This window comes from Bradyrhizobium sp. AZCC 1678, from assembly GCF_036924765.1.
GTDB classification, from domain to species: Bacteria; Pseudomonadota; Alphaproteobacteria; order Rhizobiales; family Xanthobacteraceae; genus Bradyrhizobium; species Bradyrhizobium algeriense.
This window is the reverse complement of the sequence record NZ_JAZHSE010000001.1, coordinates 819,485-836,338: the sequence shown is the minus strand read 5'-3', so window position 1 is coordinate 836,338 and position 16,854 is coordinate 819,485. Positions and strand designations below refer to the sequence as shown.

Genomic DNA, 16,854 nt, shown 5'->3' with positions numbered 1-16,854 from the left:
GGATTTGGCCGCCGCAATCCGCGCGATGCCTCCCTGACGGTGCAGGCGGATTAATTCGACGTCACGTTGAACGGACGGAAACATCTGCGCGAAACCCAGGCAGCGCCCTCAACGGCCACAGCGACGTGCCGAGCCTTCGCTTCCTGTTGGGTCGGCGGCCCCGCGGGCATGGGTTCGACGCGCGTCGCCTTGCCGCCCCCGAAGGTCACCGCCTGTCGGTTAGCGGCTGACTGCGCGATTCGCCGCAGGCAGCAGGACCGATATCTAATTGCAAATCATTCGCATTTGCATTAAATGCTGAACTCGTTGTTTCAACAAGCGATTTCTCAAAAGGAAACGAACATGGCCTCCTTCCGCTTCGCACTTGGTGCTGCCGTTGTGTTGGGAGTAGCTTCCGGAGCTGCGCTGGCGGCAGGCGACCTGTCGAGGCAGACGCCGATCGAGGTGACGGTCGATCTCGGCTCGCCCGGAAAACACGAATTCGCGCCGAAGCAACTGAAATTCGAAACCGGCAAGCTCTACAAGCTGATCCTGCGCAACACGAGCAGCGATCCGCATTACTTCACCTCGCATGCGTTCTCGCAGATGGTGTTCACGCGCAAGGTGCAGGTGACGCAGCAGCAGAACGGCAAGGCCGTGACGCTCGCCGAATTCAAGGGCGCGATCCGCGAGATCGAGGTCTATCCGGGACAATCCGCCGAATGGTGGCTGGTGCCGGTCGCGGCCGGCCGTGCCAGCGACCTGCGCTGCGACATCAAGACCAGCGACGGCAAGACCCACGCCGAGCTCGGCATGACCGGCGAGATCGTGATCGAATAGTGATCAGGGGATTTCATACACCACCATTTTGTCGGCGATACCGCGCAGCGCCGCTTCCTTCTGGATCGGCCTGATCGCCTCTTTTTCCAGAATGGTGGCGACCGCCGGCGAGTCGATCACAGGTCCCGTGATGTGAATCTCCTGCGACGTCGACAGGCTCTGCACCCTTGAAGCGATGTTGACGGTCTGACCGAAATAGTCCTGCCGCTCGTTCAGCATCACCGCCAGGCACGGACCTTCGTGGATGCCGATCTTGACGACCAGATCCTCCCTGCCACGCTCGACATTGAGCTGAGCCATCGCCGCGCGCATGCGCAGGCCCGCCACGATCGCATGTTCCGGCCGGATGAAGGTCGCCATCACGGCGTCGCCGATCGTCTTCACGACCGCGCCCTTCTCGGACGCAATGATTTCGAGCAGCGCATGGAAATGCGCTCGCACCAGATCGAAGGCGGCGAGATCGCCGACCCGCTCATAGAGCGCCGTGGAGCCCTTGAGATCGGTGAACAGGAACGTCAGCGAGGTGATCTTCAGGCGCTGATCGACATTGAGATTATCAGCCTTGAAGACGTCGCGAAAAGTCTGGTTCGACAGCATCCGCTTGGCGGTCAGGATTGGCTTGCGCTTGCCGAGCAGCTCATGAAGCGTGTCGTTGGCGATCCAGACCGCGGGCAGCACCCGGTGGTCGGTCTGGTTTTCGAGTGACAGCCGTAACGGCCCGGGGCGCATCACGGTGGTGCCGGTCGGCGCGTGCAGCTTGTTGAAGACGATGGAAAACTGCTGGCGCTCGCGGGTCGGTTCACCCTGGATATCCAGAAAATGCGCCGAATGCGTCACCGGCTCGAACACGATCACGAACTGATTGGGCAGTTGCAGCGACAGCACTGCCTTCTCGCCCGCCGGCAGCTCGATGGCTTCGAGCGACACCTCATCGATCAGCCGCGCAATCGATTCTTCGCTCAGGTCCATCCCCGAGCTCCAGAACATCTGGCGGTTATATTCCCAGATCGACAACGTATTGGGATCATGCGCCGCGATCCGCCTGACGCGGGGACTGACGGTGAAAGAAACCTCCACGCGGTCGTCGACGGATGCCTCATAACCCTGAGCGCATAACGCGCAATTGTAGTCGTCGTGCCGAAGGGATTTCAGGGTGTTGTGCGCACCGAGCACGCCACCACAGCCGGGACACAGCACATTCCAGCTGAGATCGAACAGCCCGAGCCGCGCCGAATGCAGGAAGGCCGAAATGACCTTTTCCTCGTCGAGCCCGTTCCGCGCGGAAAAATCCAAAAGGTTGATCCGGTTGAGATCGCGATCCTCGCCCTTCGCGATCAACTGCGAAATGGCATCCACGACCGCGGGATCGGCGGTCTGCCGCAGAACGGAGAACTGGGCCTGGGTATTGCTCATGGTGGAACCCTGGATGAAATTATCGCGGCGTGATCGCAAACATCGGCGAACGGTCAGGCTGCGTCGTCACCACGCCGATCGGCATCACCGGCTCCTTGTCGACCAGCGTCACCCGAAACGCGCCGATCATCTTCGCCAGCGCCAGCGTTGCCTCGACCAGCGCGAAATGCGCGCCGATGCAGACGCGTGCGCCGACGCCGAACGGCAGATAGGCGAAGCGATCGGGCGGCGTGCCGGTCATGAAACGGGACGGGATGAAGGCGTTCGGATCGCGCCAGAGCTTTTCGTGCCGGTGCAGCAGCCACGGCGCGATCAGGATGACATCCTTCTTCCTGACCGGAAGCCCCGCGATCGTATCCGGCCCACTGGCTGCACGCGCAATCAGGAACGCCGGCGGATAGAGCCGCATGGTTTCGTCGATCACCGCGCGGGTGAATTTCAGCCGCTCGATATCGAGCGTGCCGTCGATGGTTGCGCCCTGTACCTCGTTAGCGACGTCCTGCTGGACGGCAGGATCGAGCGCCAGCAAATAGAGCGCCCAGAACAGCGCGGTGGCCGTGGTCTCATGGCCGGCGAGGATCATGGTCGCGATCTGATCGCCAAGCTGCGCATCGGTGAAGGCCTGGCCGGTTTCCGGATCGCGCGCGTCACCCATTAGGTCGAACAAATCGCGCGCCGGCGCGCCCTCGTTCTTGCCGGCGGCGCGGCGCTCGGCCATCAGCGTGCCGACAAAGGCGGTCCAGCGCTTGCGGAAGCGGGCGCGGGCGAAATCCTGCGGGCTCGGCCAGCCCAGCGGCAGCAGCAGATCGAGAAAATGCGGCCGCGCCAGCCGCTCACCATAATCCATCACGAAATCGCGCAACGCAGCGCCGTGGCGATCCATCCCGAACGAGAACATGGTGCGGCCGGCGATTTCCAGTGTCATCCGCTGCATGGCTTCGCGCAGGTCGACGGGCGCGTTGCTGGCCGCGCTCAGCTTGGCGACCGTCTCGTCGGTCGCCGCCAGCATGTGCGGAATAAGCGGCGTCACCGCGCGCGGCGTGAAGGCCGGCGCCAGCGTCCGGCGCTGATGCTTCCACGCGCGCCCTTCTGAAATCAAGAGACCTTCGCCGAGGATCGGACGCAAGACGCGGATGCCGACCGGCGTCCTTGTATAGTTTTCGTAATTGTCGACCAGCACATGCTTGATCGCATCCGGCGCGTTGAGAATGAAACTGTTGCGCCCGACAAAGCGGCCCTGGACGATTTCTTCCTCATAAGCGCGCTGGCCCCAGCTCCCGATCGGGCTGATGCGGATCGCCTTCATCCGCCCGAACGCCGTCATGTCGTCGGGCGCCCGCGGCGGGCTCGGCGGCACCAGCGGTGCACGTGCGGCCGGCATGTCGTAGGCTTCGGCTATGCTCATGGTGCCACTTTCGTAGCCCGGATGAGCGCAGCGATATCCGGGATCCTGCCAAAGCCCCGCATATCGCTTCGCTCATGCGGGCTACTGCCAAACTATGTCTTTCGATCCGGGCGCCATAAGGGCGCATCCATCCGAAATAGCTAGTAAGTCAATTCGGCAATCGCAATGCGGTTTTCCGAGGCCGGCCAGGCCCGCGCCACGATTCGTTCTGTATTGAATATGGTCACCACCGGGCGTCCAACCTCCTCCGCGGTAAGCCGCAAGGTCGAGACCGAATCGGTCGGCACGCCGGATTTCACGTCCTTCGGCTCCTTGCCGTCGATCAGCACCACGTCCCGCGGCAAACCCAAATAGCCCCGCGGACGCGACATCAGCACCACGGCACCCGCGCCCGCATCGGCCGGCCCGAGCGGGCGCGCGGCGCGCAGATGCGCGATTTCGGAGGAGCGCGGAAACGGCGAGCGGTAGAGATGCGTGGTGGGAGTGCCGACCGATGTCAGCACGATCTCGAGATACCAGCTCGGCTCGACCTGCGCCGGGCCCCAGCGGCCGTCGGCGCCGGTCTGCGACGAATGGATCGGCCCGGCGATGCGTTCGCCAGTCTCGGGAGAGACGCGATAGATTTCGACCGTCGCGCCGGATACCGGACGGTTGGTTTGAACGCCGCCCGGCGTGCCCGTCACAAGCCCGCTCAGTTTGACTTCCGCTTCCGGCACGATCTCGATGCGCGACGGCTCCCTCCCTGCGATGAATTTGTAGATCTCGCGAAATGCGCGTGGATGAAATGCGACCTCGCGATGATCGAGCGCGCCGAGCACGAGATTGTCCGCGCCCTTCAGCGCAGGGCCGTCCGATGTTACGCCGGTCGGCGTGCCCGGCTTGCCGACGAAGCGCCCGTCGGCTTGCGCATATTTGTCGTTGCCGTCGCTGCGCAATGTGAGAAACGCCGTGCCCGGCGTCACCTCGCTCTCACCCTCGTTCAGGCCGCGCAGAAACGGACCGCGGCCGTTGAACTCACCGCCGAGCCCCTCGTCCCATTCATAGATGCCATGGTTGGGAACGCCGCATAGCACGGCGTGGCTGATGTCGGCCCCGCCACCATTCCTGATGTAATTGCGGATCGAATAGCCGCCGCGCGAATTGCCGACGAGGGCGATGCGCGACGCGCCGGTGCGGCGCTGCAATTCCTTGATGGCCTCGCCCAGCTCGCGACGCTGGTCTTCGGTCGAGGAACGGTTTGCCTGCTCCACTTTGTCATCGGTGCGCGCCAAGGGATCGATGAAATTGATCGCCCGCATTCGCTCCCGCGGCACGCCGTTCGATTCCATGCGCCATAATGTGGTGATCCAGAGCGCCGCATGGTCGCCATTGCCGTGCACGAACAAGACCGGAGGAACCGCGGCCGGCGCCGTCTGCGCTTGCACCCGCAAACCCAAAAGCGGGAGACCGAACGAGCCAGCCAGTAAAGGCAGAGCTCCGGCACTTTTCAGGATCGACCGCCGCGACAGCCTCATTTCCAAACCTCCCGTTGCTTTTCAATATCTTAGCTGTGCGATAGCACCGTCGAGCGCCGCTCTGCGACTGGACAGGCCGGGGTTTTCGCAGGCATCACTTTAAGTTCGAATGGAATCAAGCCGGTGACAGAAGGCCAACGGAACCTATCATGATCGACCAGCTGAAACGCCGGGGTTTTGCGACTGACGGCATCGCAGCGCCGCTGCGGCATGCCGTGTTCCGGCGCATCTGGCTCGCCAGCCTCGTTTCCAATCTGGGGATCTTGATCCAGGGCGTTGGAGCTGCCTGGGCGATGACGCAGATGACGTCGTCCGCCGACAAGGTCGCGCTGGTGCAGACCGCGCTGATGCTGCCGATCATGCTGATCTCGATGCCGGCCGGGGCCATCGCCGACATGCACGACCGGCGGATCGTCGCCCTTGTCTCGCTCGGTATCGCGCTTGTCGGCGCAACCGTGCTGACCGTCATGGCGTGGCTCGGCCTCGTCACGCCGAATATCCTGCTGGCGCTATGTTTCGTGGTCGGCAGCGGCATGGCGCTGTTCGGGCCGGCCTGGCAAGCCTCGGTCAGCGAGCAGGTGCCGGCGGAAACGCTGCCGGCGGCGGTCGCGCTCAACGGCATCAGCTACAACATCGCGCGCAGTTTCGGGCCGGCGGTCGGCGGCATTGTGGTTGCGACGTCGGGCGCTGTCGCCGCGTTCGCCGTAAATGCCGTGCTGTATCTGCCGCTGATGGTGGTGCTGTTTCTGTGGAACCGCACCCATGAACCGTCGCGCCTGCCGCGCGAACGTCTCAACCGCGCCATCGTCTCGGGCGTGCGCTACATCGCCAACTCGCCATCGATCCGCATCGTCCTGATCCGCACACTGGTCACCGGCGTGATCGGCGGCTCGATCTCGGCGCTGATGCCGCTGGTCGCCCGCGACCTCCTGCATGGCGGTGCGCAAACCTACGGCATCATGTTGGGGGCGTTCGGCATGGGTGCGGTGTTCGGTGCGCTGAATATCGGCGAGGTGCGCCGGCGCATGAGCGGCGAGGCCGCGGTGCGCGCCTGTGCGCTATCGCTGGCCGGTGCGATCGCTTCGGTTGCCCTGAGCACGAACGCCATCCTGACGGCGATCGCCCTGGTGCTGGCCGGCGCGGTGTGGATGCTGGCGGTCGCCCTGTTCAACATCGGCGTGCAGCTTTCGGCGCCGCGCTGGGTCGCAGGCCGCTCGCTGGCGGCGTTCCAGGCCGCAATTGCAGGCGGCATTGCGATCGGAAGCTGGGGCTGGGGCAACCTCACCGACATCGCCGGCGTCGAAGTGGCGCTGCTGGCCTCCGCCGGTCTGATGCTGCTTTCGCCGCTGCTCGGGATCTGGCTGCGCATGCCGCCGGTCGGCGCGCGCAATGAGCCGCCCGCCGAGGCGCTGGCCGATCCCGAAGTGCGGCTGTCGCTCACCGGACGCAGCGGACCATTGGTGGTCGAGATCGAGTATCGCGTCGCGCAGGACAACGCCCGCGCGTTTCACAATGTGATGCAGGAAGTGCAGCTCAGCCGCCAGCGCAACGGCGCCTATGGCTGGTCGATCGCGCGCGACATCGCCGACCCCGAATTGTGGACCGAGCGCTATCACTGCCCGACCTGGCTGGACTATCTGCGCCAGCGCAGCCGCGCCACGCAGTCCGAGCGCGCGCTGCACCAGCGCGCGATCGACTTTCATCTTGGGCCCGAACCGATCCGCGTCCGCCGCATGCTGGAGCGGCCGTTCGGCTCGGTACGCTGGAAGGAAGATACCCCCGACCGCGCCGCCAACGAGGTCCTGCCGGTGGTCGCGACGGCGGCAGGCAGCACCTGACCTGACGCGTGCGCCGCAGTCGAGCGGCTGCGCCGTTAACCATTTGGAGCGGCCCGGCAGGCCCCGCCGCGCCATGGGTCGCTGCCCATGCCGCGCCGCAGCTTAACGCCGCATTGGTATAACGTATCCTTGCCAAAGCTCGGGCCCGGCCTCTAAAGTTCCTACCAATCAGTCACGGCCGGCCAACCAAGGATCGGCTCAATCGGGAGGATACCCATGACCAAACCAACCAAGGGCAAGAGTTCGACCCGTCGCAGCTTCCTGAAAGTGGCCGCCGCGGGCGCCGCAGCAACCGTGGCCGCGCCAAACATCGCGAGCGCGCAGGGCCCCGTCAGCATGCGCTGGCAGAGCACCTGGCCGGCCAAGGACATCTTCCACGAATACGCCCTCGACTACGCCAAGAAGGTCAACGATATGACCGGCGGCGATCTCAAGATCGAGGTGCTTCCGGCAGGCGCCGTGGTTCCCGCCTTCGGCCTGCTCGACGCGGTGTCGAAGGGCACGCTGGACGGCGGCCACGGCGTGCTGGTCTATCACTACGGCAAGCAGAACGCGCTGGCGCTGTGGGGCTCGGGGCCGGGCTATGCGATGGACGCCAACATGCTGCTCGCCTGGCACAAATATGGTGGCGGCAAGGAGCTTTTGGAAAAACTGTACGCCTCGATCGGCGCCAACGTCGTCTCATTCCCATATGGACCGATGCCGACCCAGCCGCTCGGCTGGTTCAAGAAGCCGGTGACCAAGGCGGAGGACCTTCAGGGCGTCAAGTTCCGGACCGTCGGCATCTCGATCGACGTGTTCACCGGCCTCGGCGCCGCCGTCAACGCGCTGCCGGGCGGCGAGATCGTCTCGGCGATGGACCGCGGCCTACTCGACGCGGCCGAGTTCAACAACGCCTCCTCCGATCGCATCCTCGGCTTCGCCGACGTTTCCAAGGTCTGCATGCTGCAGAGCTATCACCAGAACGCCGAGCAGTTCGAGATCATGTTCAACAAGGACAAGTACAACGCGCTGCCTGACAAGATGAAGGCGATTATCGCGGTCGCCACCGAAGCGGCAGGTCAGGACATGGCGTGGAAGGCGATCGACCGCTATTCCAAGGATTACGAAGAGCTGCAGACCAAGGACAAGGTCAAGTTCTACAAGACGCCGGATTCGGTGCTGCAGAAGCAGCTCGATATCTACGACCAGGTCGTCGAGAAGAAATCGGCTGATAACCCGCTGTTCAAGGAAATCGTCGCATCGCAACTGGCCTTCGCCAAGCGGGCGACGCAGTGGGAGCAGGATACCGTGGTGAACCGCCGCATGGCCTATAACCACTACTTCGGTCCCAACGCCAAGAAGAAGACCTGACAGAATAATTCGCACGAACAATGCATCATCCGGGATAGCCATCCCGGATGATGGTTTCTATTGTCGGCAACCCTGTTCCGACGACCTACTCAACCGGCAGCTCGAACTCTCATGAACGCGCAGCGTCTTCTGCACACGATCGACGGCATCAGCACCTGGTTTGGCAAGGCCGCCGCGTGGCTGATCATCGGGCTGATGGCGCTGGTCTGCGCCGAGGTGTTCAAGCGCTATATCCTCAACATGCCGACGGCGTGGATCTTCGACGCCTCCAACATGCTGTACGGAACGCTGTTCATGCTCGCCGGCGCCTATACGCTGGCGCAGAACGGCCATGTCCGCGGCGACTTCCTGTACTCTTCGATGCGGCCGCGCACGCAGGCCCTGCTCGATCTGGTGCTGTACATCGCCTTCTTCCTGCCCGGCATTGCGGCGCTGGCCTATGCGGGCTGGGACTATGCGTCGATCTCCTACCGCATCAACGAGCATTCCAATGTGACCGCCGACGGGCCTCCGGTCTATCATTTCAAGTTCATGATCCCGCTCGCCGGCGCGCTGCTGCTGCTGCAGGGCGCCGCCGAGATCATGCGCTGCGTGATCTGCCTGAAGACCGGGGTCTGGCCGAGCCGGCTCAAGGACGTCAGCGAGATCGACGTGGTCGAGGAACAGTTGGCGCACAGCGAGTACGTCGACGAGGAGTCGCGCAGGGAAGCGATCGCGCACGCGCAGAACATCGAGGAAAGCGCGCGGCAACGCGGCATGGGCGGGGACTTGCAGCGATGAGCGATCCGGCACTTGGACTTTTGATGCTGGGACTCATCGTGGTCGTGATCATGATGGGCTTCCCCACGGCGTTCACGCTGATGGGGCTCGGCATGTTCTTCGGCTTCTTCGCCTATTACCGCGGTGGCGAGGCCTGGGCCGACAATCACATCTTCGACCTGATGGTCCAGCGCACCTATGGCGCGATGACCAACGACGTCCTGATCTCGATCCCGCTGTTCGTGCTGATGGGGTATGTGATGGAGCGCGGCGCGCTGGTCGACAAGATGTTCTATTCGATCCAGCTCGCGTTCCGCCGCGTGCCCGCCTCGCTCGCGGTCGCAACGCTAATCGTGTGCACCTTCTGGGGCATCGCCTCGGGCCTGGTCGGCGCGGTGGTGGTGCTGATGGGCGTGATCGCATTCAACCCGATGCTGAAGGCCGGCTATGACGTCAAACTCGCCTCCGGCGTCATCACCGCCGGCGGCACGCTCGGCATCCTGATCCCGCCCTCTGTCATGATCATCGTCTATGCGGCGGTCGCCGGACAGTCGGTGGTGAAGCTCTATGCGGCGGCGATGTTTCCGGGTTTCTTCCTGGCGTTCCTGTATCTCGTCTACATCATCGGCTGGGCGCTCATAAACCCGAAGATCGCCCCAAAGCTTCCCGAGAGCGAAACCCGCGTTCCGGTCCGGCCATGGGTGGCCGCGTTGCAGCAGGCCTATTCGCGGAAAATGCTGCCGGCGCTGTTTGGTGCGGTGCTCGCGCCGGCCAAGGCCTTGAACATCAGCGTGGACGGAGCTCGCATCGGCTACACGATGCTCCTGAAGAATCTCGGCTTTGCGCTGGTGCCGCTGGTGCTGACGCTGGCCACGCTGTGGGCGACGTGGTGGTACGTCGTGATTCACCAGCAGCCCGATATTCCGACGCCGCCTGCGGCATCGATACAGCAGAAGGTGGACGACGCGCCGCAGCCGCTGGGCGCTGGCGCCACTTCGCAGCCGGCGGAAGAAAAGCTGGAAGAGCTCGGCGGCGGCAGGTCCGGCGCAGCGACAAGGAACGAGCCGGAAACGCTGCAGCAGATGGGTAGCTCCGAACTGCGCAGCACCACCACGGCACCTTCATACACCGGGCCGGCGCCGGAATTTTATACTTACTTCGCGTTCATCGCCGGCATCTTCGGCCTGGTGCTGCTGTATTACTACTGGACCATGGAGGCCGAGCAGTTCGAGGTGCTGCGGCTGCTGGTCGCTTCGGTGATGCCGCTAGGCCTTCTGACGGCGATTGTGCTGGCGGTGATCCTGCTCGGTATTACGACCGCAACGGAATCGGCCGCGGTCGGCGCCGCCGGCGCCTTCCTGCTCGCGTTCCAGGCCCGAACGCTGGACTGGAAGCGCACCAAGGAAGCGGTGTTCCTCACCGCAAAAACCACCTCGATGGTGTGCTGGCTGTTCGTCGGCTCGGCGCTGTTCTCGGCGGTGTTCGCGATCCTCGGCGGTCAGGCGCTTTTGGAAAGCTGGGTGCTGTCGCTCAACATGACGCCGGTCCAGTTCATGATCCTGTCGCAGGCGATCATCTTCATCCTGGGCTGGCCGCTGGAATGGACCGAGATCATCGTGATCTTCGTGCCGATCTTCCTGCCGATGCTGAAGCACTTCAACATCGATCCCGTGCTGTGGGGCGTGATGGTGTTCGTGAACCTGCAGGCGGCGTTCCTGTCGCCGCCGGTGGCGATGTCGGCGTTCTATCTGAAAGGCGTGGCGCCGAAGCACGTCACGCTCAACCAGATCTTCGCGGGCATGATGCCCTATATGTTCATCGTCATCGTCTGCATGGTGCTGATGTACATCTGGCCCGGCATCACACTGTGGCTGCCGAATTACCTCTACGGCGGCTGAGGCAGGAGAGCGTTTCTACTGCCCGGCGCTCGTCAGCTTCTGCTGGCAGGCCTTGCTGATCCGTGATCGGTTCTGCTTCAGGCAGGCCAGAATGATCTGATCGCCAGCCTGCATCTGCGCCCGGCAATACCGCGAGACGTCGCGCGCGCACTCGTCATGCCCCTCTTTTTTTTGTGTCTGCGCCGACGCGCTGGAGGCCATCAGGATCAGGGGAATGACGAAAAGGATCTTGGTCATTTGCTATGCCTTTACACGAGAACGCAATCCGCGCGTTCTATATCGTTTTCCGGCGAAAGCCAGCCGGACTCCATCCGGCTGGACACCGGTTCGCGTCGAGAAAACGTGTCAGAACGGGAATCCGGGCATCGAAATTCGGCCGGCAACGCATTTGTGAACGGTGAAATCGCGCAACCGTTCGTTTTGTGCCCCCTGAAACGGAAAAAACGCCTGCGTCGCATCGACGCAAGCGTTTCCGAGCCGTCAGAGACCGCGAAGACCGCGCCGTTATTGCGCGGCGAGCTTGCCGGATTTCTGGGCAGCGAACTCGCGATCCATGACGCCGCGGCAGCCAGCGCTCAGGTCGGCGCGATGCTTGACCATGCAGGCCGTGATCTTCGGAATATTGGGGATTTCCGAACTGCAGAGGCGGAACGCGTCGCCCGTGCACTGCTGCTGCGCTTCCGAACTGAAAGCGAAACTCGCGGTCGAGGAAACGGCGGCGAAGGAGGTGGTCAAGGCCAGCACTAAACCAACCTTGCGAACGGTATTGAAGAACACTGCGGTCATTTTCGGCTCCTGTTGGCCCGGCGAAGCGAGCCCGTTGTTGATGGCAGGAGCATGCGCCTGGCCCGCGGACGCGACTGTGACTGACGTCACTCAGGCATAAAGCCCTCATTTTCTTCGTCTAACCGACGCGTGTTCGGGAGACGTTAAGACATTGTTGGCATTAATGCCCCGTTGCGTGTGTACCCCGAGTATCTGGAAAGAGTAGCGATGCGTAATGCGTTGGGCCTGATGCTGGCCAGTGTAGTGACGGCGGTTTTGATCACCGGCGTTTGGTTCTGGACCTCCTCACCGCGCGCCGACGCGGCCGCACCTCAAACCGTCGCCGCCCGCAAGGCAGAGCCGCTACCGGCGCCCGCCGCGGCCAGGCTCGCGCTGAAGGACGATGTCGAGATCACGGCTTCTCTCACCAAGCCGGCCCCTGCCCCCGCGCCAGTTCCTGCAGCCCAGCCGGTGCGATCGGCCTGCGCCAATCCCGATGCGCTCGGCGTCAGCCGCACCGTCGTGATCGACACCACGGGCGGTCCCGGTTTCGGCTTCCTGCAATACAAGCAGTTCGACTTCCTGACCGACAAAGAGGTCGTGCTGACGTTCGACGACGGTCCGTGGCCGACCACGCCGGCGGTGCTCAAGGCTCTTGCCGATGAATGCACGAAAGCCCTGTTCTTCCCGGTCGGCAAGCACACCACCTATCATCCGGAGATTCTCAAACAGGTCGCGGCGGCCGGCCACACGATCGGCTCGCACACCTGGTCGCACGCCCATCTCGACAGCAAGAAGCTGACCGAAGCGCAGGTCAGGGAAGAAATCGAGAAGGGCTTTAGCGCCGTGAAGATGGCGCTGGGGACTGCGCCCGCGCCGTTCTTCCGCTTCCCGGGCCTCGCGCACACGCAAGGAGCCCTCGGCTATCTCGCCTCGCGCAACATCTCGATGTTTTCAGTTGATGTCGATTCTAACGACTTCAAATCGTCGGGTGCCGATCAGGTCATCCAGAACGTCATGACCAAGCTCGACAAGCAGGGCAAGGGCGTAATTCTGATGCACGATCTGCAGAAGAGCACGGCGCAGGCCTTGCCGACGCTGCTGCGTCGCCTCAAAGCCGGCGGCTACAAGGTCGTGCAGATGAAGGCCAAGGAGCAACTCGAAACCCTGCCGGAATATGATGCGATGCTGGTGAAGGACCAGAAGGTGCCGGCGGTTGCCAGCCGCCCGATCAGCAGCGTGGTGCAGACGGTTTCGCAGTAAGGATTGGCGGGAAGCCGGTCGACGGCTCCAGCCTTATGCAATGAAAAACGCGCCCTTCGGATTTGAACCCGAGAGGCGCGTTTTGCTTTGGCAATGTTACCAATAGATGCCGTGCCGGTGCAGTGCGCCGATGATGCGAGCCCGGATCCCGTAGCGCATGCGGTGCGATCCCGCTCTCGCCGACATGTACGCCGTTCTCCGGGCCACGGGCCTTCCGGGTCCGGCGCTCATGCGTCCGGCAGCGGGCCGATACGCCCTGGCCGCTCTGCCCGCCCTGGGCCTGGCCGTCTCGGCGTTGGCCGTCTCGGCCTTGCTTTCGGGCTTGGGCTCGACGACCGCGGGCCGCTCGACATATTTCGGTGCTTCCGCAGCCTGCGGGGCTTCGGCGCTTTTCGATGCATCCGTAGCTTTGGCCGGCGCCGGAGCCGCCTTCGTCTCGACGCCTCCAAGCGACAAGCTTCGATCACCAGCCTGCGCGGCGGCGGAGACCAAAACAAATCCTGCAATGAGAATGAATTTACGCATGTTTGTATCTCCCCTTGAGGTCGAGGCGGAGACTACGGCGGGCTGCCGGTTCTTGATGTGAGACAGGTCACGCACCGCTGCCGAAGCAGCGGAAGGTCGGCGGATATCAGGACCGCGTCTGATCGGCTCGCCGCAAAATCTCGATACCGTTGATATTGTTGACGGGAATATAGGGTTTGAGCAGCGCGGAAAGTTCGGGATCGGCAGCCACCCAATTGCCCCAGTCGCTGTTCTCATTGTCGATCACAACAACGTCCGGCGGCTGCTTCTTGAAATCCTCGACGATGCCGGCGCGTTCACGCGCGATGTAGCCTTCGAGGCGGGCCGCCATCGCCGAATCGATCGTCCCGTGCATCCGGGCCCGGCGAACGATCTCCCGCACCCAGAACGCCTCCTGGCGCGAGACCCATGTGCCCTCAAGCTCGCGCACCATCGGGTGACCAATGACGGCCGCCGCGCTCAGCATCAGGATTTTTGGCCGCGGCCCAAGTCGTGCGACCTGATCCTGGACTTGCCGCATGTCGACGCTTGCATTGAACCACAGGCATGCATTGGCAAAGATCAGCGCGACGACGAACATCGCGCCGGCGCGAAGCCGGTGCGAGCCCGCGCGCTCATCGTCGCCGGTCGAGATTGCCCAGCCTGCCGCCAGCAGTCCAAGCGCAACCATGGGATAGGCGTGATAACCCCAGCCCTTGCCCTGAACGAAAAACGAGACCGCGAAGCCGAGCGATCCGGCCAGCATCACCAGCGACGTCGCGTCGGGCTTTCGCCGTCGGCTTTGCAACGCCAGCACGACCATGATCGCCGCCAGCCACAACGCCGTCGCAGACATCAGCAAGATGGCAAGGAACGGCACTTTCAGGAGCAGATAGACGTCGCGCACCAGGGGATAGATGAGCGTGAAATACTCCGGATAGAACACGACGATGCAGATGGCGTGGATCACGACCAGCGCTGCGGCGATCCAGTTCTCCGGCGCGAACAGAACCCGCCAGTCTCGCGCTTGCACTGCTGCCGTCACAATGCAAAAGCCGACCCCGAAGACGAAATACGGCTTGAAGTTCATTGTTGTCGCGGCGCACAGGCCGGCGATCAGGATCGCCGACGGCGCAACCCGCTCGCGATTGGCGCGCAGGACGTAGACGGCAAGCGCCGGTAGCAGCACCACCAGCGCCAGGTGTTCGCGCTGGCCGAAATCATACATCGGCAGGATGGCCAGCACCGCGGTCGCCCATGCGGCAGCCGCGCCACCGGCACGTTCGCGCAACGAGGAGAACCGCAAGGCCCGCCACGTCAGCGCCAGCGATCCCGCGATCAATAGAAAGATCAGCCCGTTGGTCACCACTTCCGGCCGCGCGTGGATCGCGCGTGCGAGGACGACCCCGAGCATATAGACCGATCCCGCCATCGGCGGATTGGTCTCGAGGATGTCGACATACAGACGCTGACCGTCGAGCATGCGCTCGCAGACAATCAGCCACCAGCTGACATCGACGTTGAAGGGCAGAACCCCTCGCAGCATGATCGCCACCATGAACACGGCGACGACGGCGTGCAGGGGAGTCACGGTCCAGCTTCCCTGGCGGGCGGCCTTGGTCCCGGGAAGGCTCAGGCCGACATCGAGCGACATGCTAAATCCTGCGGGTGAATGTGCAGGCAAGCTAGAAGGGGCCAGTTAACAAGACATTTCGGAGGGGCGGATAGGTGCGCCAGGCACAGAGTTCGGGCACGCGAGCGGCAGAACAAAAGCGTCCGCAAACAGGAGCCCGTCATTACGCTCTAGATGGTCATCACACACTGGATGGTTGGTAATCTATTGAAACTACGGCAGTTTTACGAAATGCCGACAATTCAATACCTGGAGCTTGCCAGCGGTTCTGCAAGAGTTGCAGTCCGGCGCTTTCGCAGCAGATTTTTTCCTGGCACCTCGATCAGGTGATACGTGACCGATGCCAATCCAATCGTTGCGAAGACGAAGCCCACCAGGAAAAAAACGCTGTGGTAGGGCATCTGAAGGAGCAGCACGACAGATGCCAGATGCACTGCCAGCTGAAGCGGAAAGTGCACGAGATAGATGGAGTAGGAGATCGTGCCGAGATAGACCAGCGGGCGAAGTGTCAAAAACCACTTAACCAGCCGGCCATGGATCACACCGATGATCAGGGCCGGAAAGCATATGACCACGATCGCCAGGTCACGCAGCCCGACCAGCTCACCCCTCGCGCAGTAGTAGAGAAATCCGGAAACCGCCACGATGGCAAGTCCATCGGCGACGCCGCGCTCCAGCCTGATCCGCGACAGCCAGCGCGAATTTACATTGTATAGCGCTATTCCGCAGACGAAGCCGACGATCGTCCGAAAGATGTCGTTTCTGATGCCGAACATCGCATCGCCGATCACACCGTTTTGCAGGATCACCGCAAGTGACACGGCGAATAGCCCAAACAATCCCGCGCGCGCAATCCTGCGCGGGAGAGCGATGGCCGCCAGGAACAGAATGTTGACGACGAATTCTGTCGAGATCGACCATGACGGCCCGTTGAATGAAAACCCGCTCTCAAGCCCTGTTCGATTCAGCAGCAGGAGGTTCAATACGAAATCATAGTTGTCGTTGAACACATATACAAACGGCGGCGAGCTCAGACGATTGACCAGGATCCATTGCATGACGGCCACAGCGCATAGCGTCGCGAAGTGCAACGGATACATTCGGGCAATTCGCTCGCGAACGTTGCTCGCGAACGTCGCACTGCGCTGGTCGTTCCAATACGCGCGAGCGAGCACAAAGCCGGATAACATGAAAAAGAAGTCAACGAGAAGCTCTCCGTGTCGATAGAAGGGCGCCATGAGATATGGAATCGGAGAAGCGCCGAAATGGTTTGTGTAGTGCCATACGACAACGCCAATCGCTGCAAGCGCTCGCAGACTATCCAACTCATGCAGACGATTCAGTTCGCGGCCCCTGGAGATCCCTGGCTTGCGGTCCACATGCTCAATCATCCGGGCCAGTCTCAAGTCGGTGAATCCCTCAGCAAGGTCGCGGGGGCCTGCATGTCGATCTGTAGGAAATGGGCCGGTCTCTACGCCGAGTTCTTCGTTGACGTACGTCCGACGCGGTTCGGCGCTGCGAAACGCAGTTGAGATTTTCCGGGTTCTGGAAGTGTCGCGGAGCCAGCACGCTTGCTGATACCGCGATTCGTCATACGGCCATAGAGGAACGTCCGAAAACGGTTTGCTCAGGATTAACCACTCGTCCTCACTGTGTCAGGGCGGCAAGTTGAGGCCCTCGGCAAGAACGC

General features: G+C 62.6%; 14 protein-coding genes. 6 read left to right on the top strand and 8 right to left on the bottom strand.

The genetic code is table 11. The annotated features are described in order from the left end of the window. Positions 1-342 precede the first annotated feature (342 nt). Entirely contained in the window at positions 343-819 is a 477-nt protein-coding gene (locus V1294_RS03970; RefSeq protein WP_334487888.1) for a hypothetical protein, read from the top strand. A gap of 3 nt (positions 820-822) precedes the next feature. Here the strand turns inward: V1294_RS03970 and V1294_RS03965 are convergent, their stop codons facing one another. The 3 genes from V1294_RS03965 to V1294_RS03955 all read right to left on the bottom strand — a co-directional run bounded on the left by V1294_RS03965 (position 823) and on the right by V1294_RS03955 (position 5,151). Further along, positions 823-2,232 (bottom strand): adenylate/guanylate cyclase domain-containing protein, encoded by a 1,410-nt coding sequence (locus V1294_RS03965; RefSeq protein ID WP_108520229.1) that lies wholly within the window; start codon positions 2,230-2,232, stop codon positions 823-825. Between the two features lie 19 nt (positions 2,233-2,251). Beyond that, positions 2,252-3,637 (bottom strand): cytochrome P450, encoded by a 1,386-nt coding sequence (locus tag V1294_RS03960; protein WP_334495289.1) that lies wholly within the window; start codon positions 3,635-3,637, stop codon positions 2,252-2,254. A 140-nt stretch (positions 3,638-3,777) separates the two neighbouring features. Next, a complete protein-coding gene (locus V1294_RS03955) occupies positions 3,778-5,151 on the bottom strand; it encodes a hydrolase (protein WP_334495287.1) in 1,374 nt (457 codons plus the stop codon). A gap of 149 nt (positions 5,152-5,300) precedes the next feature. Between V1294_RS03955 and V1294_RS03950 the strand changes: the two genes are divergently transcribed. The 4 genes from V1294_RS03950 (at position 5,301) to V1294_RS03935 (ending at position 10,999) form a co-directional block, all read left to right on the top strand. After that, positions 5,301-6,989, top strand: a complete 1,689-nt coding sequence (locus tag V1294_RS03950; RefSeq protein WP_334495285.1) for an MFS transporter — start codon at positions 5,301-5,303, stop codon at positions 6,987-6,989. Between the two features lie 216 nt (positions 6,990-7,205). Then, positions 7,206-8,342, top strand: coding sequence for a TRAP transporter substrate-binding protein (locus V1294_RS03945; RefSeq protein WP_334495283.1), 1,137 nt, complete (start codon positions 7,206-7,208; stop codon positions 8,340-8,342). 111 nt (positions 8,343-8,453) lie between these two features. Beyond that, on the top strand, positions 8,454-9,122 hold the full coding sequence (locus V1294_RS03940) for a TRAP transporter small permease subunit (protein ID WP_334495281.1): 669 nt from the start codon (positions 8,454-8,456) through the stop codon (positions 9,120-9,122). After that, the gene (locus tag V1294_RS03935) at positions 9,119-10,999 is read left to right on the top strand and encodes a TRAP transporter large permease (protein WP_334495280.1); all 1,881 of its coding nucleotides are present in this window, start codon (positions 9,119-9,121) and stop codon (positions 10,997-10,999) included. The genes V1294_RS03940 and V1294_RS03935 overlap by 4 nt, the downstream gene beginning before the upstream one ends. Positions 11,000-11,014: 15 nt before the next feature. Here the strand turns inward: V1294_RS03935 and V1294_RS03930 are convergent, their stop codons facing one another. Together V1294_RS03930 and V1294_RS03925 are read right to left on the bottom strand one after the other, a co-directional pair. Then, positions 11,015-11,236 (bottom strand): hypothetical protein, encoded by a 222-nt coding sequence (locus tag V1294_RS03930; protein ID WP_334487872.1) that lies wholly within the window; start codon positions 11,234-11,236, stop codon positions 11,015-11,017. Positions 11,237-11,503: 267 nt separating this feature from the next. Then, positions 11,504-11,785 (bottom strand): hypothetical protein, encoded by a 282-nt coding sequence (locus V1294_RS03925; protein ID WP_334495278.1) that lies wholly within the window; start codon positions 11,783-11,785, stop codon positions 11,504-11,506. Between the two features lie 207 nt (positions 11,786-11,992). On the opposite strand from V1294_RS03925, the gene V1294_RS03920 reads away from it, so the two are divergent. After that, on the top strand, positions 11,993-13,027 hold the full coding sequence (locus V1294_RS03920) for a polysaccharide deacetylase family protein (RefSeq protein ID WP_334495277.1): 1,035 nt from the start codon (positions 11,993-11,995) through the stop codon (positions 13,025-13,027). Positions 13,028-13,123: 96 nt separating this feature from the next. Here V1294_RS03920 and V1294_RS03915 read toward each other — a convergent pair whose 3' ends face one another. From V1294_RS03915 to V1294_RS03905, 3 genes are all read right to left on the bottom strand, one after another. Next, entirely contained in the window at positions 13,124-13,552 is a 429-nt protein-coding gene (locus V1294_RS03915; protein ID WP_334495275.1) for a hypothetical protein, read from the bottom strand. 106 nt (positions 13,553-13,658) lie between these two features. Further along, positions 13,659-15,185, bottom strand: coding sequence for a hypothetical protein (locus V1294_RS03910; RefSeq protein ID WP_334495274.1), 1,527 nt, complete (start codon positions 15,183-15,185; stop codon positions 13,659-13,661). Between the two features lie 221 nt (positions 15,186-15,406). Further along, positions 15,407-16,555: an acyltransferase family protein gene (locus V1294_RS03905; RefSeq protein WP_334495273.1), complete on the bottom strand. Its 1,149-nt coding sequence runs from the start codon at positions 16,553-16,555 to the stop codon at positions 15,407-15,409. Positions 16,556-16,854: the final 299 nt, after the last annotated feature.

What these genes read in the sequence shown, in the direction of transcription:
- V1294_RS03905 (WP_334495273.1), bottom strand. Translation starts at nt 16,555, where the DNA reads ATGATTGAGCATGTGGACCGCAAGCCAGGGATCTCCAGGGGCCGCGAA.
- V1294_RS03960 (WP_334495289.1), bottom strand. Translation starts at nt 3,637, where the DNA reads ATGAGCATAGCCGAAGCCTACGACATGCCGGCCGCACGTGCACCGCTG.
- V1294_RS03925 (WP_334495278.1), bottom strand. Translation starts at nt 11,785, where the DNA reads ATGACCGCAGTGTTCTTCAATACCGTTCGCAAGGTTGGTTTAGTGCTG.
- V1294_RS03915 (WP_334495275.1), bottom strand. Translation starts at nt 13,552, where the DNA reads ATGCGTAAATTCATTCTCATTGCAGGATTTGTTTTGGTCTCCGCCGCC.
- V1294_RS03950 (WP_334495285.1), top strand. Translation starts at nt 5,301, where the DNA reads ATGATCGACCAGCTGAAACGCCGGGGTTTTGCGACTGACGGCATCGCA.
- V1294_RS03970 (WP_334487888.1), top strand. Translation starts at nt 343, where the DNA reads ATGGCCTCCTTCCGCTTCGCACTTGGTGCTGCCGTTGTGTTGGGAGTA.
- V1294_RS03930 (WP_334487872.1), bottom strand. Translation starts at nt 11,236, where the DNA reads ATGACCAAGATCCTTTTCGTCATTCCCCTGATCCTGATGGCCTCCAGC.
- V1294_RS03920 (WP_334495277.1), top strand. Translation starts at nt 11,993, where the DNA reads ATGCGTAATGCGTTGGGCCTGATGCTGGCCAGTGTAGTGACGGCGGTT.
- V1294_RS03935 (WP_334495280.1), top strand. Translation starts at nt 9,119, where the DNA reads ATGAGCGATCCGGCACTTGGACTTTTGATGCTGGGACTCATCGTGGTC.
- V1294_RS03910 (WP_334495274.1), bottom strand. Translation starts at nt 15,185, where the DNA reads ATGTCGCTCGATGTCGGCCTGAGCCTTCCCGGGACCAAGGCCGCCCGC.
- V1294_RS03955 (WP_334495287.1), bottom strand. Translation starts at nt 5,151, where the DNA reads ATGAGGCTGTCGCGGCGGTCGATCCTGAAAAGTGCCGGAGCTCTGCCT.
- V1294_RS03940 (WP_334495281.1), top strand. Translation starts at nt 8,454, where the DNA reads ATGAACGCGCAGCGTCTTCTGCACACGATCGACGGCATCAGCACCTGG.
- V1294_RS03965 (WP_108520229.1), bottom strand. Translation starts at nt 2,232, where the DNA reads ATGAGCAATACCCAGGCCCAGTTCTCCGTTCTGCGGCAGACCGCCGAT.
- V1294_RS03945 (WP_334495283.1), top strand. Translation starts at nt 7,206, where the DNA reads ATGACCAAACCAACCAAGGGCAAGAGTTCGACCCGTCGCAGCTTCCTG.